This window comes from Pseudomonas sp. Xaverov 259 (assembly GCF_019352915.1).
In the GTDB taxonomy this organism is placed as follows: domain Bacteria; phylum Pseudomonadota; class Gammaproteobacteria; order Pseudomonadales; family Pseudomonadaceae; genus Aquipseudomonas.
The window spans coordinates 281,022-302,811 of record NZ_JAAAFV010000042.1 but is presented as its reverse complement, the minus strand read 5'-3'; the positions used below and the strand labels follow the sequence as shown (position 1 = coordinate 302,811).

Sequence of the window (21,790 nt, the reverse complement as noted above, 5' to 3'; positions counted from 1 at the left end):
CGCCCAGCAGAGCGGATTTTGTTTGGTAGGCGCGATTGGACTCGAACCAACGACCCCCACCATGTCAAGGTGACCCCGAAATAAGCGCAACTTATTGATCTAAAAGGTAAATTTCCCTATTTCTACAGGTATAAAAAGCGTCGATTCACGCTATAAGAATCAATAACTTAGCGTTGTATATTCCTACAGTGGTCACCCTTCCCCGGCGTCCTGCCGACCGAACACAACCCTCCCAAATAACACCGGCTGCTAAGCTGTTCACTCCACCAGAGGAACGCCAATGCCAAACTCAGACCTACTCCCTTCACTGCTCTCAAAGCTTTACGAAAACCAGTTGGCTCTTGAAGCTTCCATCGTGGAAATAGCAAACTGGGTAGAGCAGCGCGGCTCTGCCGACGTGGCTGAGAATGTGCGCGGCGCCTTGCACACCATCGATGAGAACGAAGAGTTCATCAAGCTGGCCCTGGCCGTTCTCATGGCGCCAGACTAACTGCCTCTCGTCGCCTCGAATCGCGCCCCAGCAACACCTCGATTACTGTATGCACATACAGCATTCGGATTAACTCACCATGAACCTCGACAAAGACACCTGCGAGTGGCTTGGATGCCCTACGCCCCTCGAAATGTACCAGCACCAGTGCGCATTGCTCGAGGACGAGCTGACCGCTGCCCAGAAGCGGCTGACTGAGGCGCGCCGCAACATTGCCGGACTGGTGCAGATGTGCGACCTGCTGGTCACCGGCAAGGCCTCAGCCGAGGCAGAACTCAAGAAGGCACTCGACAACGTCGCCCGACTGAATCATGAAACGTGGGAATTGGACGGCAAGGTCCGGGCGCTCGATTCGGTCTCCGGCCAGCGGGATCTGCTGCTCAGGGAGAATCAGCGCCTATTGCTGGAGCTGAGCGTGCTCAGGGGGCCACAGCCCTGACATACGCCTGGCACGCACGCAGCGCGATCACGGCGTTATCCCCGTCGTCGGTGATGGCGATAATTCGTTGCGCATGCGCTGGGTCAAGTTGGGCTCGACGGGCTGCATGAACCACGCCGACGGCCCCGGGGGCGGTAGGCACTTCGCAGTCACTGGCTGAATCCGTGGCGTCGAGAAGGACTGACAACCGCACATCAGCAGTAGCAAGGCGGTCACGTAGCAGAGCCTGGTTGCGCTGGGCATCGGATAATTCCTTTGTGTGTTGTTGGTCGGCTGCGCTCGCTCTCTGCTCGGCGGCCAGGCGCTTATCCTGCTCGGCCCGCTGCTGACTCCAGGCCTCGCCCGTGATCGCGTCCAGGTCTTTCTGGTGACTGGCGGATTGCTCTGACAGCTGCTCGGCGAGCTTCTTGCCCATGCGCCAGTCCTGCACCTGCCAGGCAACTCCGGCGGCGCCCGCCATCAGCACCAGGACCAACACCGCCAGACTTGCCAGCCTCTGCACGGGCGTCACGCCAGCACCTTCAGCGCCCTGTCGTACAGCGCCAGGCGATCGTCCTGGCCGGTGAGTCCGCCATTGATGCGCCTGGTGATCTTCGCGAAGTCCTTCTGGTCTGCCAGGGTGTTCAGCCCGCGCGTCGACCAGAACCACGCGGCAGACATCGCGGCGTGCTGTGGCTGCTCGAGCAGCTCCGGTTGATTGATCAGGTCCAGGCCCAGGGCTTCGCCGCACGCCGCGTAGTTCGCCCGGCCGGTAATCTGGATCAGGCCACGGCCACGGAACTTGGAGCCGTCACCGTTAACGGTGTTGCCCAAGTCGGCCCGGCCTTCATAGCCCAGTTGCTGCGCGGTTGGCCCCCAGATCTCGCGCACATAGCGCAGTTTGCCGGACTCATGCCCGACCTGGGCGATGAACGCCGACACACGCAGGGTGCCGACAATGCCGTAACGCCCCATGGCCGTATTCAGTACAGGAACAAAAACGCCGGCTTGGCGGCCGGCGTTCGGGAGGATCTGCAGCAACTGCTGCTCGGTGATCGGCATACTTCTCTCCAGGCGAAAAAAAACCGCCCATGGCGGTCGTGGTATTCAGTCGAGCTGTTATGCAGGAACGTCCGGCCAATCGATGTTTCCCGGGTAGCTGGCCTGCTCTGGAACTCGGTTCAGCGCTACCCGGTATTTCTTCCAGGCCTTCAGCGCAGCGACATCTGTCTCGGTTGCCTCATCAACATCTACGGCATCCTGCAGCGGCGCAACTGCGTAATCGGCATCTGCTCGAAGGCGCGCGATCTCGGCCTGGGCACGCTCAAGAGGATCAAAGGCCGGTGGTACCAGCACCGGCATTTCCTGAGGCAGCAGAGACTCCACTGCGACGTGCAGGGTTATGCTGTGCGCCAGATCAGCTGGCTCACCATCTTTGGCAACGCTCACCGCAAGAACGCCGTCGGTATAGCTGATCGCCACTGAGCAGGCCGCATCCATTTGGTTCAGCACGTAACCCCAACCCTCGGGCGCCGGCGCCATTCCAAGCGTGCCGCGAACCAAGTACTGGCCAGGGCCAGGGTGGTCCGTGGTGATAGTAGCGACCCCCAGAGAGGTGATATCGATTAGAGCGCCAGTTTCCCCAAGGATATTTATTGCTGCGCGAGTAGTCATTTAGATCGCCTTCAAGGTGCCGTCGGCGGCACGGGTGGTATTTCCGGTGTGGTAATACTTGTTCCATCCAGTGAAAGCACCATTGCTCGCAATGGCAAAGTAGCGGGCGTTGGTATCGTTCAGGTCCCAAACATCGTGCAGGCAGTAATTGCTGAAAGCCCGCTCTACGCGCATCCCCCAGTATCCGGAGTAAGGCGTTCCGACAACGCTTGTAGGAACCAAATAGGCTCCACCTACAACCGTTGCATCTGCCGCAGATGCAGCTGGGTAGTTGGCAGAGTCAGCGCCCAGCCCGCCATAGCCAACATTAAGCAGTCTGCCGGCACCTGTGTCTGTTGCGCTCGTTACCACGTCAGACCCAATGGAAGTGCCAACCGACGTCCGACCAGTGCCCCCCTTACTCGTTGGCAAAATGTCATAATTCCCAGTTGTGCCAAGAGCCGCCAGCTTCGTGCCGAACTGGTTATTCAGGTTGTTGAAGGCGTCCGACAGCATCTTGTCGTAGCCCTGAACGGGCATGATTGCGTAGGCCGCACCGCTTACTGTCGGACCTTTGTACGCTGGTAGGATCGAGATCACGGTGGAACTGGCGACGTTAGCCACCTCGTAGTTCGCGCCGTCGGGTCCGATGAATGAATCACCATTCCTGCTGCTTGCGGCAAAATCCACGCTCGTACCGATGACTGTGGTGCTGCCATTCTGCACGGCGACTGTTCCGGCTCTTTGCCAAACCATAATTTTCTCCAGGCAATAAAAATCCGCTCGATGCGGCATGGGTGTCTGTCGCTACTTCAGGTTATGGGCTTCGCAAATACAACTGGAACAAAGAAGGAGGTGGAGTTGGCTACCCCTACCACCCACATCAATAAGCTGTTTGTTCCATAGTCCCAAGTGCAATAAAGCTTCGCAGCTCGCGTGCTCGCCCCGGCCACGTCCATGCCTATGTTATTGATGAGCATGAAGTCCCCTGTATCCAAAGGACTGGTCGCAGTCCAGTTACTACGCGTAGTCCCCTGGCCGGTAGAGCTAGAGCCGATATACGTCCACGCTGAAATAGTCCGAGTGAACTGGGCGCAGGGAGTGCCGCTATCAAAAAGCAACTTAGCCGAGCCATCCCATATCCTAATCCCATAAGTTGCCGTAGGGGTTGAACTATAGGCAGCAACGAAAAAGTTTCCTGTCCCTACACCAAGAAAAGAAAACCCAGTCCAGTTTCCAGGGCTTCCGGCTATCGTGGCGTAGCTAAACGTAGTAGTAGCATCCGGCCTCACGAATACAAGTGGGGGCTCCGCGCTGCATATAGGGGCGCTAAATGACGCGCCCCCTTGGTACCTCCCCCGCTGCAAAACTACTAACCGCGAGAACTCGGAATCAAGTGTCACTACATCATTGTTATTAGTGAACTGTACGCCGTAGCTCATCTATCGATACCTCATAACTAAAAGTCTTTGAGGACCAATCCCAACTGTTCCGCTCGGCTGCGCACGGTTTCCGAACCAAACAACGACGCCCCCATCGTAAACCTGCGGCTCATATTGAATGGCAGATAGGTTTTGCGCATTGGGATCTTGAGGGTAGGCCCCGATAGGAATACATACAGCTGAGTGCGTTGCGGCAGAAACGCCAGCAATTGGAATTGTTTGAGACCGATTCCCACCGGTAACGAAAGCCACAACAGCCGAATACACCACCCGCACAGTAAACGAGTTCTCGTCCAGCTCAAGGGCTCCATTCGCCCCCCATATCCTTATACCGAAGCTCATGCGGAAAGATCCCCCCACTGATAGCGCTTACCGTCGTTCTCGTCGAAAACCTTACCGCCGCGGTTGTTTATGGTCTGTCGACCGCCCACACCGACAGTGCTGTTCAACTCGAACTCACCCGTGACAAAGTTGATCATCAAACCGGTTTTCCCCGGCACATAGTTCGCCGACTGAATGCTTTGGGTAAGCTTCGCAACCCCAATTGAGGCGTCCTGAATGAAGGCAGATCGGATAAAGGTCTGCCCCCCAGTAACCGAGAACGGCGAAACCGGCACGCCATTGGCCAAGTTTAGCAACATGAACGTGTCAGCCCTGACCACGAACTGCGACGATACCCCAGAAGGATCGACCTGCAGGCCCAGGCCGAAAGACGCGGCGTACTTCTGCCCGCCGGCCGTGGTTTCCATCTTCACCGACCAGATCGTCGACAGCTTGCCATTGGTATCAGCAAGCGCTGATGTGGTCTGCTGGATTGCGGCCTTGTTGGTGGCCACCTCGGCGCTGACCTGGGCCACTTGCTGAGCAGAGGCCTGCTTATTGGTGGCTACCGTGCTTTCCAGAAGCGTCACGTTGGCGGCGTTTTGGTTTACCTTGGCATCCAGGGTGGTGGTTCGCTGTGCAGCGGCCTCCTCGTTGGACGACCTGACCTTCTGTTCCGTGGCAATTGCCGCAGTACTGGCCCATCCTTTCAGGGCGTCGATCTTGTCACCATTGCCGCTATCGTCCCTGGTGGCGGCTCGAAGCACGTTTAGCGTAGAACCTTGCGCAGTTACCTTGCCGTCAACGGTTTCGATGCTGGTTTTGTTTAGTGCTACCTGCTGCGCCAAGGCGCCAACAGACCCGACGGTCTGCCCCACGTCCAGCCAGTAGGTAGCATTCGGTGGTGGCTTGTTGGCCGGCACGCTGGCAATGGCCTGATACAGCCGCTGCCCTTGGCGAACGGTGTCGCCAGCGACATAGGTTTTCGCTGCGTCGTACAACAGGATGTCGTCTAGCGCGTCGATCTGGTCTTGAAGGCCCGGTATCTTCTCGATATCGCTAAGCAGATCCTGGCCCAGTTCGGTCTTGCTGATTTTACCGGCGAGCATGTTCAGGATCGGCCCAGCGTCCGAACTTGCCTGGCCCATCACGCCATTCACCACCGGGTAGAACGGCCCAATGTTGCCAGTACGGTCCACCAGGCGCGCCCAGAAGAACAGCGTTGCACCTGCCAGCAGTTGCTGCATGCGGTAGTCGGCCTGTGGGTATGCCAGGTCGGCAAGCTTGGTCGCAGCCGCCAGGTTGTTCGCCGGGCCATACCACAGCTCGGTGCGCTGGGTATCCTCTGCACCAGCGGGGAAACCCCACTTGATGCTGATGCCGAACAGCTCGCTGGTGGTGGTCAGGAACGACACCGCCGGCGGCAGGCCCTCCTTACCCTTGAGGCTCGTCAAAATCGAATTGCGCCAGACAGAACTGATATCGAACGCACTCACTGCGCGGACGCGTGCCACATATGCCCCGGCATAGATGCCAACCACGTCAACGTTGGTCATGCCGGTGCGAAGCACCTTGATCCAGTTGCCGCTGTCCTTTCGCCACTCCACGTCATAACCGACCGCGCCATCCACTGCCGGCCAGCTGATGGTCATGGTGGCCACCGCCAGCCCCTGGACCACAGATGACGTTGAAGCCAACGAGATGCTGGCCGGCGCTGGCACCACGGTGATTGGTATGACGCTAATCGGCCTCTCCTCCAGGCGCGCACCAGTGTCGATATGAGGAAATTTACTAGGCTCGAACTGCAAGGCGCTGATCTCGAAATCACCTTGCGCAGTTCGCTTGGTCCGCAACACACGGTACAAGGGAATAGCCAAGTCATCGGCATCAAGCGCCCACTGCAACTGGGCGCTCGGCGGTTCGCTATAGGCAACGGTCACTGTCACATCTCGGCCGCTGACGCTTTGCACGGTCCGCCCCTCGGCCCGGCCTCCTGGAAGATTGATAATCAGCCGGTCACCGGGCTTTGCTTGGGTATCTCGATCAAGTTGTATAAGGCGACCAGCTGCGGCAGAAATACGGCCGCCTATTTCACGGCCGGCCAGCAGCGAATCAGCCACTGGGATGATATGGCCGGGCAGCGGAATCACGCCTTCCATGCCGGTCTTGAAGGAAACCGTTCTGTCTTGGTTGTTGCTCAGTACAGCCCACTTTCCGCGGCGCTGAGCCTCAGAGCCGCGCGTGCAGCCAATGGCGCTCAGCTCAGTCGGTCGATCGCCGTACCGGCGCTGTAAATCAGGATCGGCAAAGGGAATGACGTCGGTATCATAGTTGTTGGCGGGATTGTCGAAGCTGACCAGCGCGCGCGTGTAGCGGGTCTTCGCCGAAGCGCTGCCGTACGAAAATTTCCCATCCACAACGTTGGACCGGGTGAACACATAATCGAAGTCTTGGGCGCGGGGCATATCAGCCTGCATGACCAACTGGCCCTGGGCCCAATACGTCATCCCGCGGTAGATCGCGGAGATATCGCGCAGCAGCGACCAGGCGTCAGCCTTGCCCTGAAGGTTCATGTCACACAGAAAGCGTGGTTCGGTACCGCCGATGCCGTCTGGCACAGCCTGGTCGCAATATTGGGCGATCCGGTACAGTTCCCATTTATCGACCATAAACGACTTGATGCGCTTGCCCAGGCCGAAGCGGTCCTCTGTGCAAATACCGTAGGTGATCCAGGCCGGGTTATTGGTCCAGGCCGACTTCATAGTGCCGTCCCAGGTGCCGGAGTACGTGCGCTGGACTGGATCGTAGTTGCTGGGCACCATCCAGCGACGAGCTTTGCACTTCGCGGTTACCACGGGAATGTTGGTGAACTGTTCGGCATCAAATTCAATGTAGAGCAGCGCGGTATTCGGATAACGCAGCTTGGCGTCAATTACCTCTGTGATGCCGGCAATCAGCATCGTGTCAGCGATCTTGTTGCTGTTTTGGTTAGGCGTGAGGCGCCGCACGCGGATTAACCAGCCCGTAGTGGCCTGAGGCAAATCAACACGCCGTGAGCGCTCGTACCGCGTGGTTGTCTTGCCGTCTACGGCATCTGGGTAGACCTGCTGAAATGCGCCACCGTCTGTGGCCAAATCAATCGCGTAATCAATGCGGTACCCCACCACATTGCCTTCGTCATCCTGGCGTTGCAGAGCTGGCCACGCAAAGCGCATACGCACGGCAGACAGCTGCGTATTGGTGATCGAGCGAACCCATGGTGCGTCGCTTCGCAACTCCACATTCAGCGAAGTTTCGTTTTCCACCGCAGGTATGCCAGGGATATAGGTCTGATCGATAGACCCCGGACGCCAATCCCACTTCACGTTCGGGAAGTTGTAGTTGCCGCTTGCATCTCGGATTGGTGTGCCGTCTAGCTTGATCGTGTAATCGGTAGGAGCCTCGTCGAACTCCCCCTCTCCCATGGCGATCAGGATTTTGGCGACGTTGGTAGAGCGCAGGCTGTCGCTGGCTTCGGTGGGCGACTTAGGCTTACTGGTACCACCTTTCTCGCCGTGGATATCGATCTGTGCCGCTGCGCTCATGCTTTCCTCCGGGCATAAAAAAACCGCCTATCAGGCGGTTGTTGTGTTGCTGTGATGCTTAGGTTTTGTCCTCGGCATAAATCGAGGCTGAGATAATCATCCCACCCCAGTCCCGCTCCCCTATGCAGATCGGGACGGGGTTGCCACTGGCGGTGGTGTTCTTTGCACTACCGAATGCGTAGGAGGGAGCATTTTCAGGTGCTGCGCTTTGCTTGAGGCCTGATGCCTGGGGGCTGAGCATCTGAATCACACCGCCGGCAACGAGACCGATACCGGCAGGGGCGAGCGATGGAAACCAAATACTGGCAACCAATAAAACAGCACCTAAAACAGTTTGAAGAATCCCCGCACGCTTACTTCCATGAATTACCGGCACGATTTTAATTTCTCGCGTCCCGCCGACCTCTAAACCCTTAACGCCTATGTTCCTCCCGTTCCGATAGATAGCGAAACGCATGCCAAGACTATCAAGACGCCTGATTTCTCGTTCAAAGCCGTCTAGCGTGCATTTTAGGGCCTTGAATACCTCCCATCCCTGGCCGCTATCCAACTTCCTTCGGTGAACCGGGCCAAACATTCGGGCGAGCGGTCCCGTGAGTTTAATTACGGTGATAGGCTCGTAATGCGCTGCGGTAGTCGCCATGTTTTCCTCTGAGCATAAAAAAACCGCCGTAAGGCGGTTTGTTTTGAAAAGTTGTTCAAAGACAAGATTTCACTGCTGACTCAATAGATGATCTGCCGGGCATCATCGACCAAGCCATTCTCTGATGAAGGGTTACAGAGCTACCCGTTGACGTTTTGCGGATGTCGAGCATTTCATCGGCCATATTATTGCTGGCAACCAACAGCCTGTAACCGCTTTCCGTTTCCGCCATTGTCGAATCGGTTCGAGCGTCTTGCCATTTTGGAAACACGCACAATGCGTAGCTTTTCGGATCTTTTTTAGTAGATAGCTTCAAACTTGGATCATTTTTAGCCAAATCTCCCGGGCCAACACAACCCGCCAATAGCGCTACCGCCAGCACTCCTAAAATCAACTTCATACGGCTCACTCCTGTGGAAAGACAATTACCTTATCACCGAGCATCCCGGTGGCGCAGCACCAGGCGCGTGCGCTCAAGCCAAGGGCCGCCAAAAACGATCAGCTCCGACGGCCGTCCATACATGTGATGCAGTAGGAACGGGCCAGGGCCGAAAGTAGCGGCGCCCTCGTCGGGCAGTGTTGGATCGGAGCCGAGAAAGATGCCGGCGTGGTTCGGGTGAGCCGTGCGGCCTACCTGCATCACGACCATGTCACCGCGCTGCGGCGTGTCCACGCGCACGAAGCCGGCGGCCTCGTAGTTCGCCTCGTACAAGCTGACGCTGTCTGCACTCTCCCACCAGCCATCGGCGCGCTTGAACGCCTCAAACTCCAGGCCCCATTCACGCCTGTACCAGTCGGCGCAGACCTGCCAGCAGTCCCACGCGCCGTGCACGAAAGGCCGCTTGAGCAATGGCACGGCGCCCGAGGGCATGACAGTGCGCATGTCGCCCTCGGGCCAGCTGAGAATGTGCCAGGGCAGCGAAGTGGCCTCACACATTGCCAGGTCGCGCGGAGACGGCCTGCTGGTGGCATCAGGATGAGAATGAACGATGCCAATGACCTCGCCGGCGTCTTCAGCGGCGGCGTATTCCTCCGGATCGATACGAAACTCTTCGCTCGGCTCGGTTGCAGTGTTGCGGCATGGGAAATACTTCTGTGCCCGGCCAACCGCCAGCAGCAGCCCGCAGCACTCTTTCGGGTACTCCGCTGCAGCGTGCGCCTGGATCGCGTTCAAAATGTGCTTTCGCATCTTTCAGCTCCGGGCAATGAGTGACACAGCGGGGAATCCACCGAATGGGTAGGGGTTGCCCTCGCCGAACCGAGGAATGCAGCCTCGGCCCAACGTGGCGTCACACTGGTCGAGCTCAGGGTTGTCTGTGAGGTTGCCATCCTTGTCGCGGTATGGCCCGGTGTAGCCACAGTTCGGGCCGCGATAGCCGCCGGTGAGGCACCAGTGACAGAGCGTCGTGGCTTGCCGTCCGATTGACTCGCCCCCAACGTCGCCGGGACTGGCCAACTCCCAGCTCACCGTCTCCCCGTCCTCGTTCGTTTTCTGGTCGATGTACCAGATCTCGATGGTTTCCTGGGTTGGGTCGGCCGTTGGATTGCCTTCTGGGAAGTTTTCGGCATCCAGATAACTGCCCAGCGTGTGACGCATGGTCAACTTGAAATCAGCAAGATCCTGGAACGCCAAGCAAAGCGCAGTGATGCGCCCGTTGACGTTGCCCACCGACAGCGAAGGCCTAACCGCCGTCCCATCGCCGTTGGCTTCAATGCCGTCGATCTGCATCGGCCAGGCGCCGTACTCCTCGCCCTGCCAATAGATCGGTTTCGCCGGCAGTTGGTCCGCCTGCGCGCCGGCGGCAATCAACTCCGCTGGCGTGTGCGGAATGGAGTGGCCGTGAAAGCGCAGAATGTCCGCGCCGAACTCGGTACCGTCCAACTCAAAGAGCAGGACTTCGCTGCCAGGTTCGAGCGACTGGATATCACTGATCAGCGGCATACTTGCCCCTTACGGAAGAAACGATTGTGTGAAGGTGGTTGTCAGCGTGAACATCCCCGCGCCGTTGGGAGTGATTGCCGGCGCCGAGGCACGAAAAAACGAAAGCTCCCCCAGCGGCGGCGTCCAGAAAAAAGACTTGTTCCCGGCGTGTCGATCGAGAAAGCCCTTGATATCCCAGGCCACCGCCTCTTTCACCACGAACGTGAGCGGCCAGGTGTCGACCCGGTTATTCGGGCCATCGCCAACGACCTGCTCGTAACCGCTCCCAAACTTTGATGTTCGGTTGCGGTATTCCGGCGCGCTTGTTGCCGAGATCATCGGGCACCAGGTAAACGTCTCAACGGCCATTAACAAGCCTCCAAATCTGTCCGCCGGGCTGGGTTTGCTTCGCGATTTCCTGCTGGGCGCCCCGCTGTGCTACGTCGGCATATGCCTGGCCGAGGGCCTGGGTGTCCTGATCAGTAGCGCCGCCTTGGGCCGCTGGTACCTGGAACGTTTGGTTGATCGTAACGCCGCCAGCAGATGCCTTTGGCGCGGCGGATCCGCCAGACAAGCCCACGTAGCCGCCGTCTGCATATCCGCGTTTGTTCAGATTGACGAGGTAGTCCTTCATGCCCGGTTGATTCACTACCTCCTTACGAATCACCACCTCATCACCATGAACAATGCCTTTGGGCTCCATTTTGCCGCCAGGCCCTGTCCAGCCCCCGCCGTCAAAGTACTGGGAGGTGTAGCCGGCCGCAGTGCTGCCAAGCGATGCCGGAGCCGCACCACCGCCGAACGCGCTACCGATCGCAGCGGAGAGGCCCGCGCCGGCAAGGCTGCTGAAGACGTTGCTCGCGGCAGATTGCAGCGCCATTTTGGCGACCATTCTGGCGAAGCTTTTGGCCACATCGCCAAAGCTCTGGTCAGCGCCGAAGGCGAAATCCACCGCAGCGTCGGTCAGTCCGTCGTATAGCGATGTGAACGCCGACTTGGCCTGCCCGGCAACGTCCTTCGCCTGGTCGTTATAGTTTTGGAAAGCCGCTGATGCGCCCAGCGACCAATCACCTCGCGCCTTGTCCTCATCCTCGTAATACTTGGTCTGCATGGCAGTGCGCTTGTCGAGCGCCGACCGCAGGGCCTGGGTTTCTTTGTCGTACAACTCAGTGCTGAACTGGTCCTTGTCGCTTTTGTTGTAGTCCGAAGTCAGCTTGTCCATTTGCGACTGGTAGGACTGCTGAATGCTCAGCTGCTCCTGCAGACGCTTGCGCTGCTCGTCGCCAAGCCCAACACCGGCCAGGTTGTTGTCCAGGCCCTGCTGGGCGCTGGCAAGCTGGTTTTTCAGGTTCTCATCGAACGCTGCGAGCTTTTTCCGAGTCTCCAGACCTTTTTCACGCAGGGTATTTTCAGCCTCGAGCGCGGCGTTGCGCTTGAGCTGAGCCGTGATCAACTCCTGGTTGGCCAGCAGCGACTTTTGGTCGGCAGTGAGGGTTTTCTTGCTTTTGATGTCCGCCAGCTGCTGCTCGAACTCGACCAGCTTCTTGGCGTTTGCGCCCAGGGTTTGGCTCGCTGCTGACTGATCACCAATGAGAGCGTTTTGCTGCTGTAGGACAGCGTACTGCTGACGGGCCTGGTCAAGCGCCTTAATCCCAGCATCCTCGCGATACTGTGGCGTCTTGGCGACCGCGGGGTCTTTATACTTTTCGTTGATATTGGCAATGTCTTTCTTCTGTTGATCGGGCGAGATCAGCAGCGACTTATCGCCAGACGCGCGCGCTTGGATGATGCGGCGCTCTACCAACATCCGATACTCGCCAAGCTCTTTGGCGCGCTTGTCTGCGTTGGTTTCTGTTTCCTTGCGTAGTTTGTCCAGTGCAACCTGGTCAGCGAGCGCAAGTTGCTGCTGCTGTTGCTGGAAGCCGCGCGCGGCTGCCCGGCGCTCCTCTTCAGCCTTCAACACCAGCTTTTGAGTTTTTTCGGCCTCCAATGCGTCGACGCGAAAACTGTCGTCGGGCACAAGGTTGCTGAAGCCGTCTGATTTGTTCAGCTTCCGAGCATTGGCGATCGCATTCAGTTGCTTATCCAAGGCAGCGATCTGTTGATCCAGCGTGTCCGTGCGCCCAACGTTGAGCGCGGCATCCCACGCTTCTTTAGCCGCATTTTTTACGCCGTTCCAGCTGAGTTCTAAATAGCCAAGATTCTTTTTGATCGAATCGGACGTGCGGTTCAGGCCTTGCTCGTACGTATCGTTGGCCAGGGCAGCGGCTTCTTGGGTTTTACCCTGCTGCTGTAGCGCTTTGATCTGCTCGTAAGTCGTTGCCGTCAGGAAGTTCATCGACTCGTTGAGCTTCAAAATCTCCGCTGCTGGGTCCTTGGCGATCTTTTCGAAGTTTTTGACAGTCTCGTCGGCAGCCTGCCCTGTCGCCGACTCAAACTTGATTGCAGCCTCGGCAATCCCCTGGAACGCTTGCACAGGAATGCGCGTGGACGATGCCAGCTGCGCGAGGACGCCCGAGGCCTTGCCAATAGTGCCGTTGGACAGTGCGATCTGCTGAGCCAGCGTCGAAAGCTGGCCAGCGGTGGTTCCCACGGTGTTACCCGTCATCGCCAGAGAAGTGTTATAGGCGGTGGCTTCGTCGCTTCCCTGCTTGTAGGCCAAGGCCAGCACAGCGGCCGCAGCAGCTGCCACGGTAAATGGGTTGACCAGCCCGAGAACGTAGCCGCCCAAGGCCTTTGCCGCCGGCACAACGCCGCCGAACATATCCTTGAGCTGACCGCCCTGCTGCAAGAACACTGTCATAGGGTTCTGACCGGCCTGCAGCGACACAGCAATGTCAGTGAACTGAGCGGGTACGCCGCGCAGATTCGCTGCGTACTGTTTTGCGGTCTGCCCATTCTTGGCCATGACCTTGTCGACTTTTTCTACCTCTTCCCTCTGTTGCTTCAATTTGCTGAGGTAGGTGTCGAAGTCTGTTTTATCCAGACGACCAGCTGCGCGATGCTTGCGCAGTTGCTCCTCCATCTTGTCGAGACGCCCATAAGCGCCTATGACCGGGTCAATCTGGCCGACCAGCTTATCCAGCTGGCCAGCCTGATAGGCCGCCTCCTTGGTTGCCGATTTCAGCGCACGCTGCGCCCGGTCCATACCTTTTTCAAAACCGCCAGTGTTGGCCACCAGATCGACCGTCAGTTGGCCAAGTGAATCAACAGCCATAAATCACCTCTTGACCGACTGCAGCAGCGCGAAAAGGTCCTGCGCGGATGCTCCAACCTCTTCCTCTGGCTCCCCGCGCTTGGGCAGGAAGTCATCAAAGTTAGCCTTGCCGCCGTGCACGTTATTTAGGATGGTCGCGAGCAGGGCTGCGCCCCGCTCGATCCTCAGCCCCCAATTCAGCGAGCCGTTTTGCTCGACATACGCCATCCACGAAAGCGCCTCGTTATAAGTGAGGCTGGCTTTCGCTTCGGCGATCGTTCGCCCGCCGATGCCGTTAAGGACCAGCTCATGCCAGAACTCTTCGGCGGGCCCTATTTTTTTGGCTTTTCGGCCTGGCCCGCACCGTTCGCCTCAGAAATAGCGTTGAGCAGTACGATGGTCAGCTCGGCCGACAGAGGGCCGTGGCCAGCCTCTTCAGAACCCACCACGTCTGCCACCGTGAACACCGGCGTACCGTCTTTTTTTAGGACGTTGGCAGCGATCCGGGTAGCGAGGAAATCAGAACCTTTGTCCTGCTCTTTCCAGCGCTCGGTGAGTTCGACAAAGGACTCTTGCCGTATGTAAACCGTAGCTTTCTGCGGCTTGCCACCTGCATGCCAGACGATGTCCTTCTTGACCGGTGGCGGCGAAAACGCACCGGCTGCCTGCAACGACTGAATACTTAGCTCCATGGTTAATCCTTATGGCGCGATGGCTTTGGGAACGAAGACTGGGTCACCGGAGACCTGGATGCCGACGGTGGACTTCACAACGTCGTTCAGCGCGAAACTGAACGGGAAGCTGTTCATGTAGCCCTCGAAGGTGATCCATGTGCGGGTGTTCGGCAGGTCGAAATCAATTTCAGATCCGACGACAGCGGTTGCAGCGGCGCCGGTACCGCCGCCGCCACCGGTGAGCGCGATAGTCGGTGCCGAGGTGTAGCCGGTGCCTGCGTTCGTGATGGTGAATCCGGTCACAGAACCTGCAGCAACGGTTGCGGTAGCCGTTGCGCCAGTGCCGCCGCCACCGGTAACGGCGACCGTGGGAGCCGAGGTGTAGCCCGTACCGCCGGTGGTGAGCGCGATAGCCGACAGGCCGCCGGCCTGGCTGACGGTTGGTGGAATCCCTTCCAGTTCGCCCTGGGCGTTCACGATGCGGCCGTCGGACCAGCCGATCGCCCAAAGCAATTTGGTGCCGGCTGTCTTCAGTCGGTGGAGGCGGACGTGGGCCGGAGATTGTGGATCGATGTTCAGGCCAAAAGATGCCGAACCAGGCTCAGCCAGCCCCGCCTCATATTCCCGGGCGCTGGAGTTCATGCAGGTCGTTTCGATCTGCGCAATGCTGGTGTCGATCCCATCCAGAGAGGTGAAGCAGCCAACCACCAACAAACTGTTGTTAGCCGGGTCGATGGCGTAGAGGTCCGTGCCTTGGGTTTTAATCGTCAATTTGTACTCCCCGATTTTCCTGGAAAATCACTGTTGAGCGGGCATAAAAAAACCCGCCGAAGCGGGTCGTTCTTTTCTGTTTTCCGGCTACAAACTCACCAGCCAGGCAACGTCGAAACCTTTGCGATAGCTGTGCGTGTCCTTGTCCTTGCCGTCGATACCGAAACCGGTGATGTAAGCGTGTTGCCCGATCACTCGGCGCATTGCGGTCACCACCTCATCTGCAGACGAAGCGGTCTCGGCGTAAACATCGATCTGAAGGCCGTAGCGGTCCGTGCTGGGCACGCAGTTGAGGTAATTGAATGGCGAGCCGCTCACGACCTGCCAGACCGCGTAGGGTTTAGCGGTTCCCTCCGGCGCCTCACCGTGCGGGAAGATCCGTGTAGGCCCTGCCCCAAGCAAGGCGGTGACCGCCGGGCTTGCGGCGCACACCTGAAATATGGGTGCGGTCATCAATTCACCCCCAGCTTGATCAGTTGATACTTCGCCGAACTGAGAAACTCCTGAAACAGTTGCTCGCGGTTGTTGGCCAAGGCGGGCCGCAGGAACGGTTTGGCCCGGTTCTTTTCGGTTCCGAGCTCCACCCACCACCAGTAGAACGTATTGCCGCCCTTCTGGCCGCGCTTGCGCATTCGCACGCCGACCGAGATCACCACAGCCCCGAGTTCCTCGCCAAGCGCTTTGCGTTCCACCATGGCCAGGTTGGCCGGGATAAAGTTGGCGGTTTCCGGGTCATCGATGCGGGCGGCGCGGTCCTTGGCGTCGAGCAGCACGATATCCATGGCGTCCTTGGCCGCCGGCCTGACCACCTTGCGGCGCATCTCCTCCGTCAGCCCCTTGAATCTGGCTGACAAAGCGTCGGCGCCAGTTAGGTTGTACGAGACCCAATCAGCCATCGTTAACCCCCGTTTTGCTCAATATCGTCAGGTATTCAAGGCCGGAATCCCGATCGGGGAGCGGTTCGCCCTCGATGGTGTAGAACTTCCCGCGATGAACGATCCGCATCGTCGGCAGTAGGCCTGCCCAGTGGCGGATCACGAACCTGACCGTTGCCTGAGATTGCGCCGCCTGCGCGGCGAACAGATCCTTGGAGCTCAGCGGTTCGTATGCGGCCGGCACCTTTTCACGAACCGTGCGCCAGCCCGGTATCATTTCCCCGTTGTTCGGGTCTTGCACCAAAGCCTTTTCTTCAAAATTGATGCGGTGCCGCAAACTTCCGGCTCTCATGGCTGCTCCCCAGTGGATCTAGGGCCAAAAAAGTCTCTAGAGGACCACAGCAAAGACTCAACACCGAGTGGCAGCTTGTTGCCTTCTGCGCCTATTTCGACAGCCTCTCGATTTGCATAAGAGTGACCAATCAACAGGAGAAGGGCCGACTTGAAGGATGCTGGAAAATCAGTCACCGCCAGCAGCTTCTCGTTGTCGCAATACCATAGAGCCCAAGCCAAGGCTGACTCAGCGTACAGCTCGATAAGCTCGTCATCCTCTTCATGGTCGACGTACAAATGCTTACGCATGAGCGTAATCGACAACAGATCGGTGACGGGGATGCTCATTTTTTGCCGCCCGCCTTCTTGGGGTTTTGGGTGGTGGTTGTTGGCTCCAGGATTGGATCGGCCTCAACCTCTTCTGCCAAGTCCAATCCGATCAAAGCCTCGGCATATTCGTCCTTTACTTCACGAACCTCAAACTGGCTGAAGTTGCCGGCGTGGTAATGCGAAAACTGGCGTAAAGCGCGAATCTTGATCATGACGCAATCGGGGCAGTTACCTGCCCCGGCCTCGGTTATGGTGCGGTAGCGAAAGGACCGGTGATGATCGCGGTTGGCCGGTAGTGAGCCAGGGCCAGGCGCTCTTCACAGAGGATGGTCAGCATGTTCTTGACGAAGTTGTCGCGATCTTCGCGGCTGACTTCGACGGTTGCGTCCATGCGGTCCCAGACCTGAGATGCCAGATCAAAGCCGCCGACGGTGAACGTGCCCAAGGCCTGAGCTTTAGTGGCAACCACTGGCAGGCCCCACATGACCTTGGCAGCGAACGCAGCTGGCCCACCGAAGATGTAGCGACCATCAGCGTCTTTCAGCAGCGCGATTGCGTGCCAGTCGCGCGGGTTGAGGATGATGCCGGAGGCTTCGAACTCAGACTCACTGGTTTGGAAGATCGCGTGGGCAATCTTGTCAGCACGGGTGTCACCGGTCACGTTCAGCGCTGCATCGTAGGCCGTGGCAACCTTGTTCAGGCCGGTCAGGTTGTCGCCGGTACCGTCACCGTTCAGCAGTTGCCCTTCCTCAACCAGGGCAAGGCCGAACAACAGCCGGTTGTTTACGTACGACTCGAGCATCGGAGCATCGTCCATGACCTGACGCGAGGCCTGGATCCAGTGAGCGATGGTTTTGACGTTTGCCGTTTCCTTGGTGAACGTCAGGTTGGACTCTGGCTTCAGCGCGCCCTCGGCGACCGGCGCCGCGCTGTTGGTAAAGATGTTCTCACGAACATATTCCATCGAGTTCGAACTGATACGGCCCTGGGCAAGCAGGTCGCGGATAGTGAGGCGGCGAAGGCCGGGCATCAGGATACCGGCGTTGCGCTGTGGCTCAATCAATGCACCAGCGGAACCAGCGGTGCTGCCCAGTTGTTTGTTGAAACTCTTGACGTCGACCTTGCCCGAGGATTTGCCATCCCAGGATTTTTGAAGATCGATTGCCGTTTGCTCTGCGAAAGACTTCTTCGTTTCCGGGTTATCCAGATTGCCGGCGGCAAGCTTTTGCTCCAGGTCGAACAGGCGGGTGCCGGACTTGGTCAGTTCTTCCTGGACGGTTTGAAGATCGGTCTGCAGCTTTTTGCTGACGGCGCCGGTCTCGGTGATTTCTTTTTTCTGCGCATCGAACAATTCAGTCATGTTCTTTTGCGATTCTTCAATAGCCTTTTGGATCTGGGCCAATTCGGACATGGTTTATTTTCCTACAGATGGGAAGGACTTAAGGCGATCAAGGATCGCGGTGATTTCGCCACCTTCGGAATCGCTCCGAACTGCGGACTTAATCCGGGCCACAAGGCCCAGAGCTTGCGACTTGGACAAGCCGACCGAATCCCTCAGCCAGTGCTCAACGTCGCGAATAGTGGTGATCGACTCCATCGACTTCATGGAATCGACAGTTGCCAACTCATTGGCCGGAAAGGTGCAAATGCTGATTTCCCGAAGTGCCGCGACGTTCTTGAATGCGCGGCCGGTGGCGATCATGTCGAAATCGTCTTTCATCACTGTGAAGCCGACGGACATTCCCTCGACTGTCTTGTGCTCCATCGCGGCGCGAAGATCGTTCGAAACAGAAAGACCTGGCGTTAGCTCGCCGCGAACAATCAGCCCTTTGCTGTCCTCTTCGATCGACTGCCATTTACCAACAGGCAGCCCATAGGTCTGATGGTTGAAGAACATGCCAACCTGTCGACTCTGCGTGTTCAAGGCTTTCTTAAAGGCGCCCGGCAGAATGATGTCGCCGTCCGAATCGATCACGTCAAAAACGCTGGCATACCCCTCGAAAACCCCAATCTTTCCACCGGAGTCGAATTTGATTTCTGCCTCCGCGAAGGCCAGGGTCTTTTGGATGTTTGACATTTGGCAGCTCCAGAAAAACTAAACCCCGCTGGGTGCGGGGTTTGTTTGGCCAAGTTGGGTAAGCGGTATGTTTTGAGACTGACAAGTAGCTACATCGCCACCAGGAACAGATGGAAGATTGTCGAGGCGCCTCAGCTCATCGCGGGTTCGAAGCCCCTTGTCCGCCATCACGCCCATGAACTCTGCGCGCGCCTTCGAATCGCCACGCAGAAGCCCGTCAAGGTTGTGCTCGGCATGTATGCGTCCGACGTCAGCGGGATTGACCAGCCATCGCTGGATGCATCCTTCCCAAATCTTTAGGTATGGGTCGAGGGTGTACTGAAGAAACCCAATATTCTGTTGCTCGATGCCGGAACCCCAGCTGGTGGTTTTTTCGACATCACCCACCAGGTGCGGTGGAACTCCAAAGAACCGCGCCAGCTCGCCAACCTGAAACTTGCGGGCCGCCATCGTTTCGGCGTCTTGCGGACTCACGCCGATGGCCTGTGTAGTGAATCCGGCTTCCAAAATCCAAAGCCGCTTCTTAACCGGGCCGCCGGCGATCTCCTTAAAGTTTGCCTCGACCTGGTCGCGCTGAACTTTGTTCAGCGTCTTGCCTTCACCTGTCATGAGTATCTGAGGCGACTTTGCACCATTCGCATAGAAATCACGCTGCTGGTCCTCCATAGCCACGGCAACACCTGCTGTTTTGGCAGCAAACGCAATAGGCGAAAGCCCGACCAGCCCGTTAAAACCAAAACCCTTCAGGTGGAAAATATCGGTCTGCTTGAAGTCGGCATACTCGGTATCCCGGCGGTACCGATAAACGATCCGCTTGCCCTCAAGCCTCACGTCCATGTTTACCGACATCAGCGGTACCAGGCTAATGATGTCGCCCACGCCGTTACGTTCAATGAGCGCATAAGCGTTTCCGTAATAGCAGAGCTGCATCGTCATCGCTACGCGGAAGTCAAACGCCGTCATGAATTGGTTTGGCGCATAGCGCAGTAATCGAGCCAGCGGGTTATCTAGCCCGACTTTTGTTCGGTCATCGCCTTTTGTCTCGAAGACATCCAGCGGCAGGCAGGCCGACACGCTGGAGATCAGGCGAACGCAGGCGAATACGGTGGAAATCTGGAGCGAGCGCTCGTCGTTAACGACTGAATCGCCCACCGTACCTGAAGCCGACACGGGGCCGGTCTGAGATCCTTGGTTAGGCGACACCAGCCGTCCACCGACGAAAAAGCTCGCCATGCGCGCCCAAAACGGACTGCGAGTGCGCAGGTCGATGCTGTAGTCGGTATCTGCCATTACATGCTCATCGGTCGATTGAGGAAGTCATCAAGGTTTACGGTGTCGACTTGAGCACCAGCAACACCTAGGGCCATCAACAGCGCGGCCATATCGTCGATCTTGTCTGCCGAACGCTTCTTGTCCGGCGCCATATTCATGTTGTCGTCACGCCTAGCGATCAGGTTCGATGCGCACCAGTTGAGGATCATGTCGCCGCCGTGGGCCAGGTTGCCCGCGATGTAGGCAAGCTCAAGCGCTTGCATGGCGGGGTGGTACGACTTCGGCCCCTGGATAAACTCGATCATGGGCAACTCGGCGGCCACTAAACGGTTAACCAGGTCACTGGCGTTCCACTTGTCGTAGGCGATAGCCTGGACATTGAAGCGTTCACAGACCGCCTTAACATCTGCCTCGATCACGGCGTAGTCAGTGACGTCGCCTTCAGTTTGTTTCAGCAGGCCCGACTCAACCCAGGACGCATACGGCACAGTGCCCCGCTCAGTGCGGAACGCCACCGCGCTCTCCGGCGCCCAACGCCAGCCGTAGGTGTAAAGCACACCGTCAACATTCCAGACCAGGCGGAACGATGTGAGGTCAGTCGTTGAAGCCAGATCGAGCCCGCCCCAGCACGGGTACGCCGCCAGCCACTCAAGGTCGACCTCACCAGAGCACAGTTGCCACTTGTTGAGATCAACCCAGCCGTCGGCAGTGGAGGCCGGCCGGTTCAGCCGCTTGATTCGAAACTCGGCCATCTTGGATGGCATTTGCTTCGCTTCTACCGCCTCCTTGCGGATGGCTGCCATCAGGTGCGGGTTCACATCCATCAGCGGGTTGGCTTTGATCCAACAGCTTTCGTCGAACTCTTCATCTGCCTTGATGCCGAGGTTCTTGTCCTCGTCATCGACCGCGTAGAAAACCACCAGGTAATGGTCAGCGGTGTGGCCGAACAGGCCGGACAACAGCTTTTTCGCGAACATCCTGATTTCGGCCCACGGCCCAGGGTTCGTGTATCCCTCCGTGGTCGTGAACAACCACAGCGGGTTGCCTCGGGCGCCGGCGGCGGATTGCAGTACGTTGAGCAGGTCCGCTGTTTTGTGCGCGTGGATCTCGTCGAGACCGACATGCGAAGGGTTGAGACCGTCCTGGGTCGAGGCCTTGGCGTGAATCGGCTTGAAGCTTGCCCCGGTCTCTATCCGACTGACTGACTTGGCCCAAACCTCTAGCCCGAAATGCTCCCGAAGGTCGGCGTTCTTCTCGACCATGCGCTTGGCAGCATTGAAGATGATCGCGGCCTGGCCAAAGGTAGTGGCGGCGCTGACGATCTGGGCGCCCTCTTCCGGCTCGCAGCACTCGCAGTACAGAAGGATCGCCGACGACAATGTGCTCTTGGCGTTCTTCCGGGCTACAGCGAACAGCGCCGAGGTGAACCGGCGCGGATGGAACATCCCATCACCACCCCAGCCCTCCGTGTAAACCGCCTCGCGCTTGCGAAATCCGAACAGCTGAACAACAAAGAAGATGTGCGACGGGTGCATCACGATCGTCGGCTTTTCCCACTTGCCTTCGACGTGGTGCAGCTTCTCGATGAAGTCGCACGGGTCATTGGCGTGCCATGGGTCGAAGATGAACGGGCAGTCTTTTTTTCGGGCGCGCTTGAGATCATCAAGGAACCGTTGTGCCGCCTGCCGAATCAGCTTGCCGTGCTTCTTTCTCTTCTTGTCGGCCACCGCTGCCCTGGCGTAGTCGGTCGCGATCCTGACGAAATCACGCATTCCCACTCCAGACTGGAC

Annotated in this window: 25 protein-coding genes; 2 read left to right on the top strand and 23 right to left on the bottom strand. The window is 58.0% G+C overall.

Features of this window, described 5'->3' with window-relative positions; all coding sequences use genetic code 11:
• Positions 1-280: 280 nt before the first annotated feature.
• Together K0H48_RS19830 and K0H48_RS19825 are read left to right on the top strand one after the other, a co-directional pair.
• A complete protein-coding gene (locus K0H48_RS19830) occupies positions 281-490 on the top strand; it encodes a hypothetical protein (protein WP_219268801.1) in 210 nt (69 codons plus the stop codon).
• 79 nt (positions 491-569) lie between these two features.
• Complete coding sequence (locus K0H48_RS19825; protein ID WP_219268800.1) at positions 570-929, top strand: hypothetical protein; 360 nt, start codon at positions 570-572, stop codon at positions 927-929.
• On the opposite strand, the gene K0H48_RS19820 is transcribed toward K0H48_RS19825, so the two are convergent.
• From K0H48_RS19820 to K0H48_RS19710, 23 genes are all read right to left on the bottom strand, one after another.
• Positions 910-1,440, bottom strand: a complete 531-nt coding sequence (locus K0H48_RS19820) for a lysis system i-spanin subunit Rz (protein ID WP_186617614.1) — start codon at positions 1,438-1,440, stop codon at positions 910-912. The genes K0H48_RS19825 and K0H48_RS19820 overlap by 20 nt on opposite strands.
• Positions 1,437-1,970, bottom strand: a complete 534-nt coding sequence (locus K0H48_RS19815) for a glycoside hydrolase family 19 protein (RefSeq protein ID WP_219268799.1) — start codon at positions 1,968-1,970, stop codon at positions 1,437-1,439. The genes K0H48_RS19820 and K0H48_RS19815 overlap by 4 nt, the downstream gene beginning before the upstream one ends.
• 57 nt (positions 1,971-2,027) lie before the next feature.
• Positions 2,028-2,582, bottom strand: a complete 555-nt coding sequence (locus K0H48_RS19810) for a tail fiber assembly protein (protein WP_219268798.1) — start codon at positions 2,580-2,582, stop codon at positions 2,028-2,030.
• Positions 2,583-3,356: a hypothetical protein gene (locus K0H48_RS30850; RefSeq protein ID WP_257627040.1), complete on the bottom strand. Its 774-nt coding sequence runs from the start codon at positions 3,354-3,356 to the stop codon at positions 2,583-2,585.
• 985 nt (positions 3,357-4,341) lie between these two features.
• Positions 4,342-7,908: a host specificity protein J gene (locus tag K0H48_RS19800; protein ID WP_219268797.1), complete on the bottom strand. Its 3,567-nt coding sequence runs from the start codon at positions 7,906-7,908 to the stop codon at positions 4,342-4,344.
• A gap of 58 nt (positions 7,909-7,966) precedes the next feature.
• Positions 7,967-8,551: a tail assembly protein gene (locus tag K0H48_RS19795; RefSeq protein WP_219268796.1), complete on the bottom strand. Its 585-nt coding sequence runs from the start codon at positions 8,549-8,551 to the stop codon at positions 7,967-7,969.
• A gap of 55 nt (positions 8,552-8,606) precedes the next feature.
• Complete coding sequence (locus tag K0H48_RS19790; protein ID WP_219268795.1) at positions 8,607-8,951, bottom strand: hypothetical protein; 345 nt, start codon at positions 8,949-8,951, stop codon at positions 8,607-8,609.
• A 33-nt stretch (positions 8,952-8,984) separates the two neighbouring features.
• Complete coding sequence (locus K0H48_RS19785) at positions 8,985-9,740, bottom strand: C40 family peptidase (RefSeq protein ID WP_219268794.1); 756 nt, start codon at positions 9,738-9,740, stop codon at positions 8,985-8,987.
• Between the two features lie 3 nt (positions 9,741-9,743).
• On the bottom strand, positions 9,744-10,493 hold the full coding sequence (locus K0H48_RS19780) for a phage minor tail protein L (RefSeq protein ID WP_219268793.1): 750 nt from the start codon (positions 10,491-10,493) through the stop codon (positions 9,744-9,746).
• Between the two features lie 9 nt (positions 10,494-10,502).
• The gene (locus K0H48_RS19775) at positions 10,503-10,841 is read right to left on the bottom strand and encodes a phage tail protein (protein WP_219268792.1); all 339 of its coding nucleotides are present in this window, start codon (positions 10,839-10,841) and stop codon (positions 10,503-10,505) included.
• A complete protein-coding gene (locus K0H48_RS19770) occupies positions 10,831-13,689 on the bottom strand; it encodes a phage tail tape measure protein (protein WP_219268791.1) in 2,859 nt (952 codons plus the stop codon). Before K0H48_RS19770 ends, K0H48_RS19775 begins: the two co-directional genes overlap by 11 nt.
• Before the next feature lie 3 nt (positions 13,690-13,692).
• Positions 13,693-13,974 carry a hypothetical protein gene (locus K0H48_RS19765; RefSeq protein WP_257627064.1) on the bottom strand — a complete coding sequence of 94 codons (282 nt, stop codon included), beginning with the start codon at positions 13,972-13,974 and terminating at the stop codon, positions 13,693-13,695.
• A 26-nt stretch (positions 13,975-14,000) separates the two neighbouring features.
• Positions 14,001-14,360 carry a phage tail assembly chaperone family protein, TAC gene (locus K0H48_RS19760; protein ID WP_219268790.1) on the bottom strand — a complete coding sequence of 120 codons (360 nt, stop codon included), beginning with the start codon at positions 14,358-14,360 and terminating at the stop codon, positions 14,001-14,003.
• A 9-nt stretch (positions 14,361-14,369) separates the two neighbouring features.
• On the bottom strand, positions 14,370-15,113 hold the full coding sequence (locus K0H48_RS19755; protein WP_219268789.1) for a phage tail tube protein: 744 nt from the start codon (positions 15,111-15,113) through the stop codon (positions 14,370-14,372).
• Between the two features lie 87 nt (positions 15,114-15,200).
• A complete protein-coding gene (locus K0H48_RS19750) occupies positions 15,201-15,566 on the bottom strand; it encodes a DUF3168 domain-containing protein (RefSeq protein ID WP_219268788.1) in 366 nt (121 codons plus the stop codon).
• Positions 15,566-16,009 (bottom strand): HK97-gp10 family putative phage morphogenesis protein, encoded by a 444-nt coding sequence (locus tag K0H48_RS19745; protein ID WP_219268787.1) that lies wholly within the window; start codon positions 16,007-16,009, stop codon positions 15,566-15,568. Before K0H48_RS19745 ends, K0H48_RS19750 begins: the two co-directional genes overlap by 1 nt.
• Entirely contained in the window at positions 16,002-16,340 is a 339-nt protein-coding gene (locus tag K0H48_RS19740) for a phage head closure protein (protein ID WP_219268786.1), read from the bottom strand. Before K0H48_RS19740 ends, K0H48_RS19745 begins: the two co-directional genes overlap by 8 nt.
• A complete protein-coding gene (locus tag K0H48_RS19735) occupies positions 16,337-16,669 on the bottom strand; it encodes a head-tail connector protein (protein WP_219268785.1) in 333 nt (110 codons plus the stop codon). Before K0H48_RS19735 ends, K0H48_RS19740 begins: the two co-directional genes overlap by 4 nt.
• Positions 16,666-16,863, bottom strand: coding sequence for a hypothetical protein (locus K0H48_RS19730; RefSeq protein ID WP_219268784.1), 198 nt, complete (start codon positions 16,861-16,863; stop codon positions 16,666-16,668). Before K0H48_RS19730 ends, K0H48_RS19735 begins: the two co-directional genes overlap by 4 nt.
• Before the next feature lie 35 nt (positions 16,864-16,898).
• A complete protein-coding gene (locus K0H48_RS19725) occupies positions 16,899-18,062 on the bottom strand; it encodes a phage major capsid protein (RefSeq protein WP_219268783.1) in 1,164 nt (387 codons plus the stop codon).
• A 3-nt stretch (positions 18,063-18,065) separates the two neighbouring features.
• Positions 18,066-18,728: an HK97 family phage prohead protease gene (locus K0H48_RS19720; RefSeq protein WP_219268782.1), complete on the bottom strand. Its 663-nt coding sequence runs from the start codon at positions 18,726-18,728 to the stop codon at positions 18,066-18,068.
• A gap of 18 nt (positions 18,729-18,746) precedes the next feature.
• On the bottom strand, positions 18,747-20,018 hold the full coding sequence (locus K0H48_RS19715) for a phage portal protein (RefSeq protein ID WP_219268781.1): 1,272 nt from the start codon (positions 20,016-20,018) through the stop codon (positions 18,747-18,749).
• On the bottom strand, positions 20,018-21,772 hold the full coding sequence (locus K0H48_RS19710; protein WP_219268780.1) for a terminase large subunit: 1,755 nt from the start codon (positions 21,770-21,772) through the stop codon (positions 20,018-20,020). The genes K0H48_RS19715 and K0H48_RS19710 overlap by 1 nt, the downstream gene beginning before the upstream one ends.
• Between the last annotated feature and the right edge of the window lie 18 nt (positions 21,773-21,790).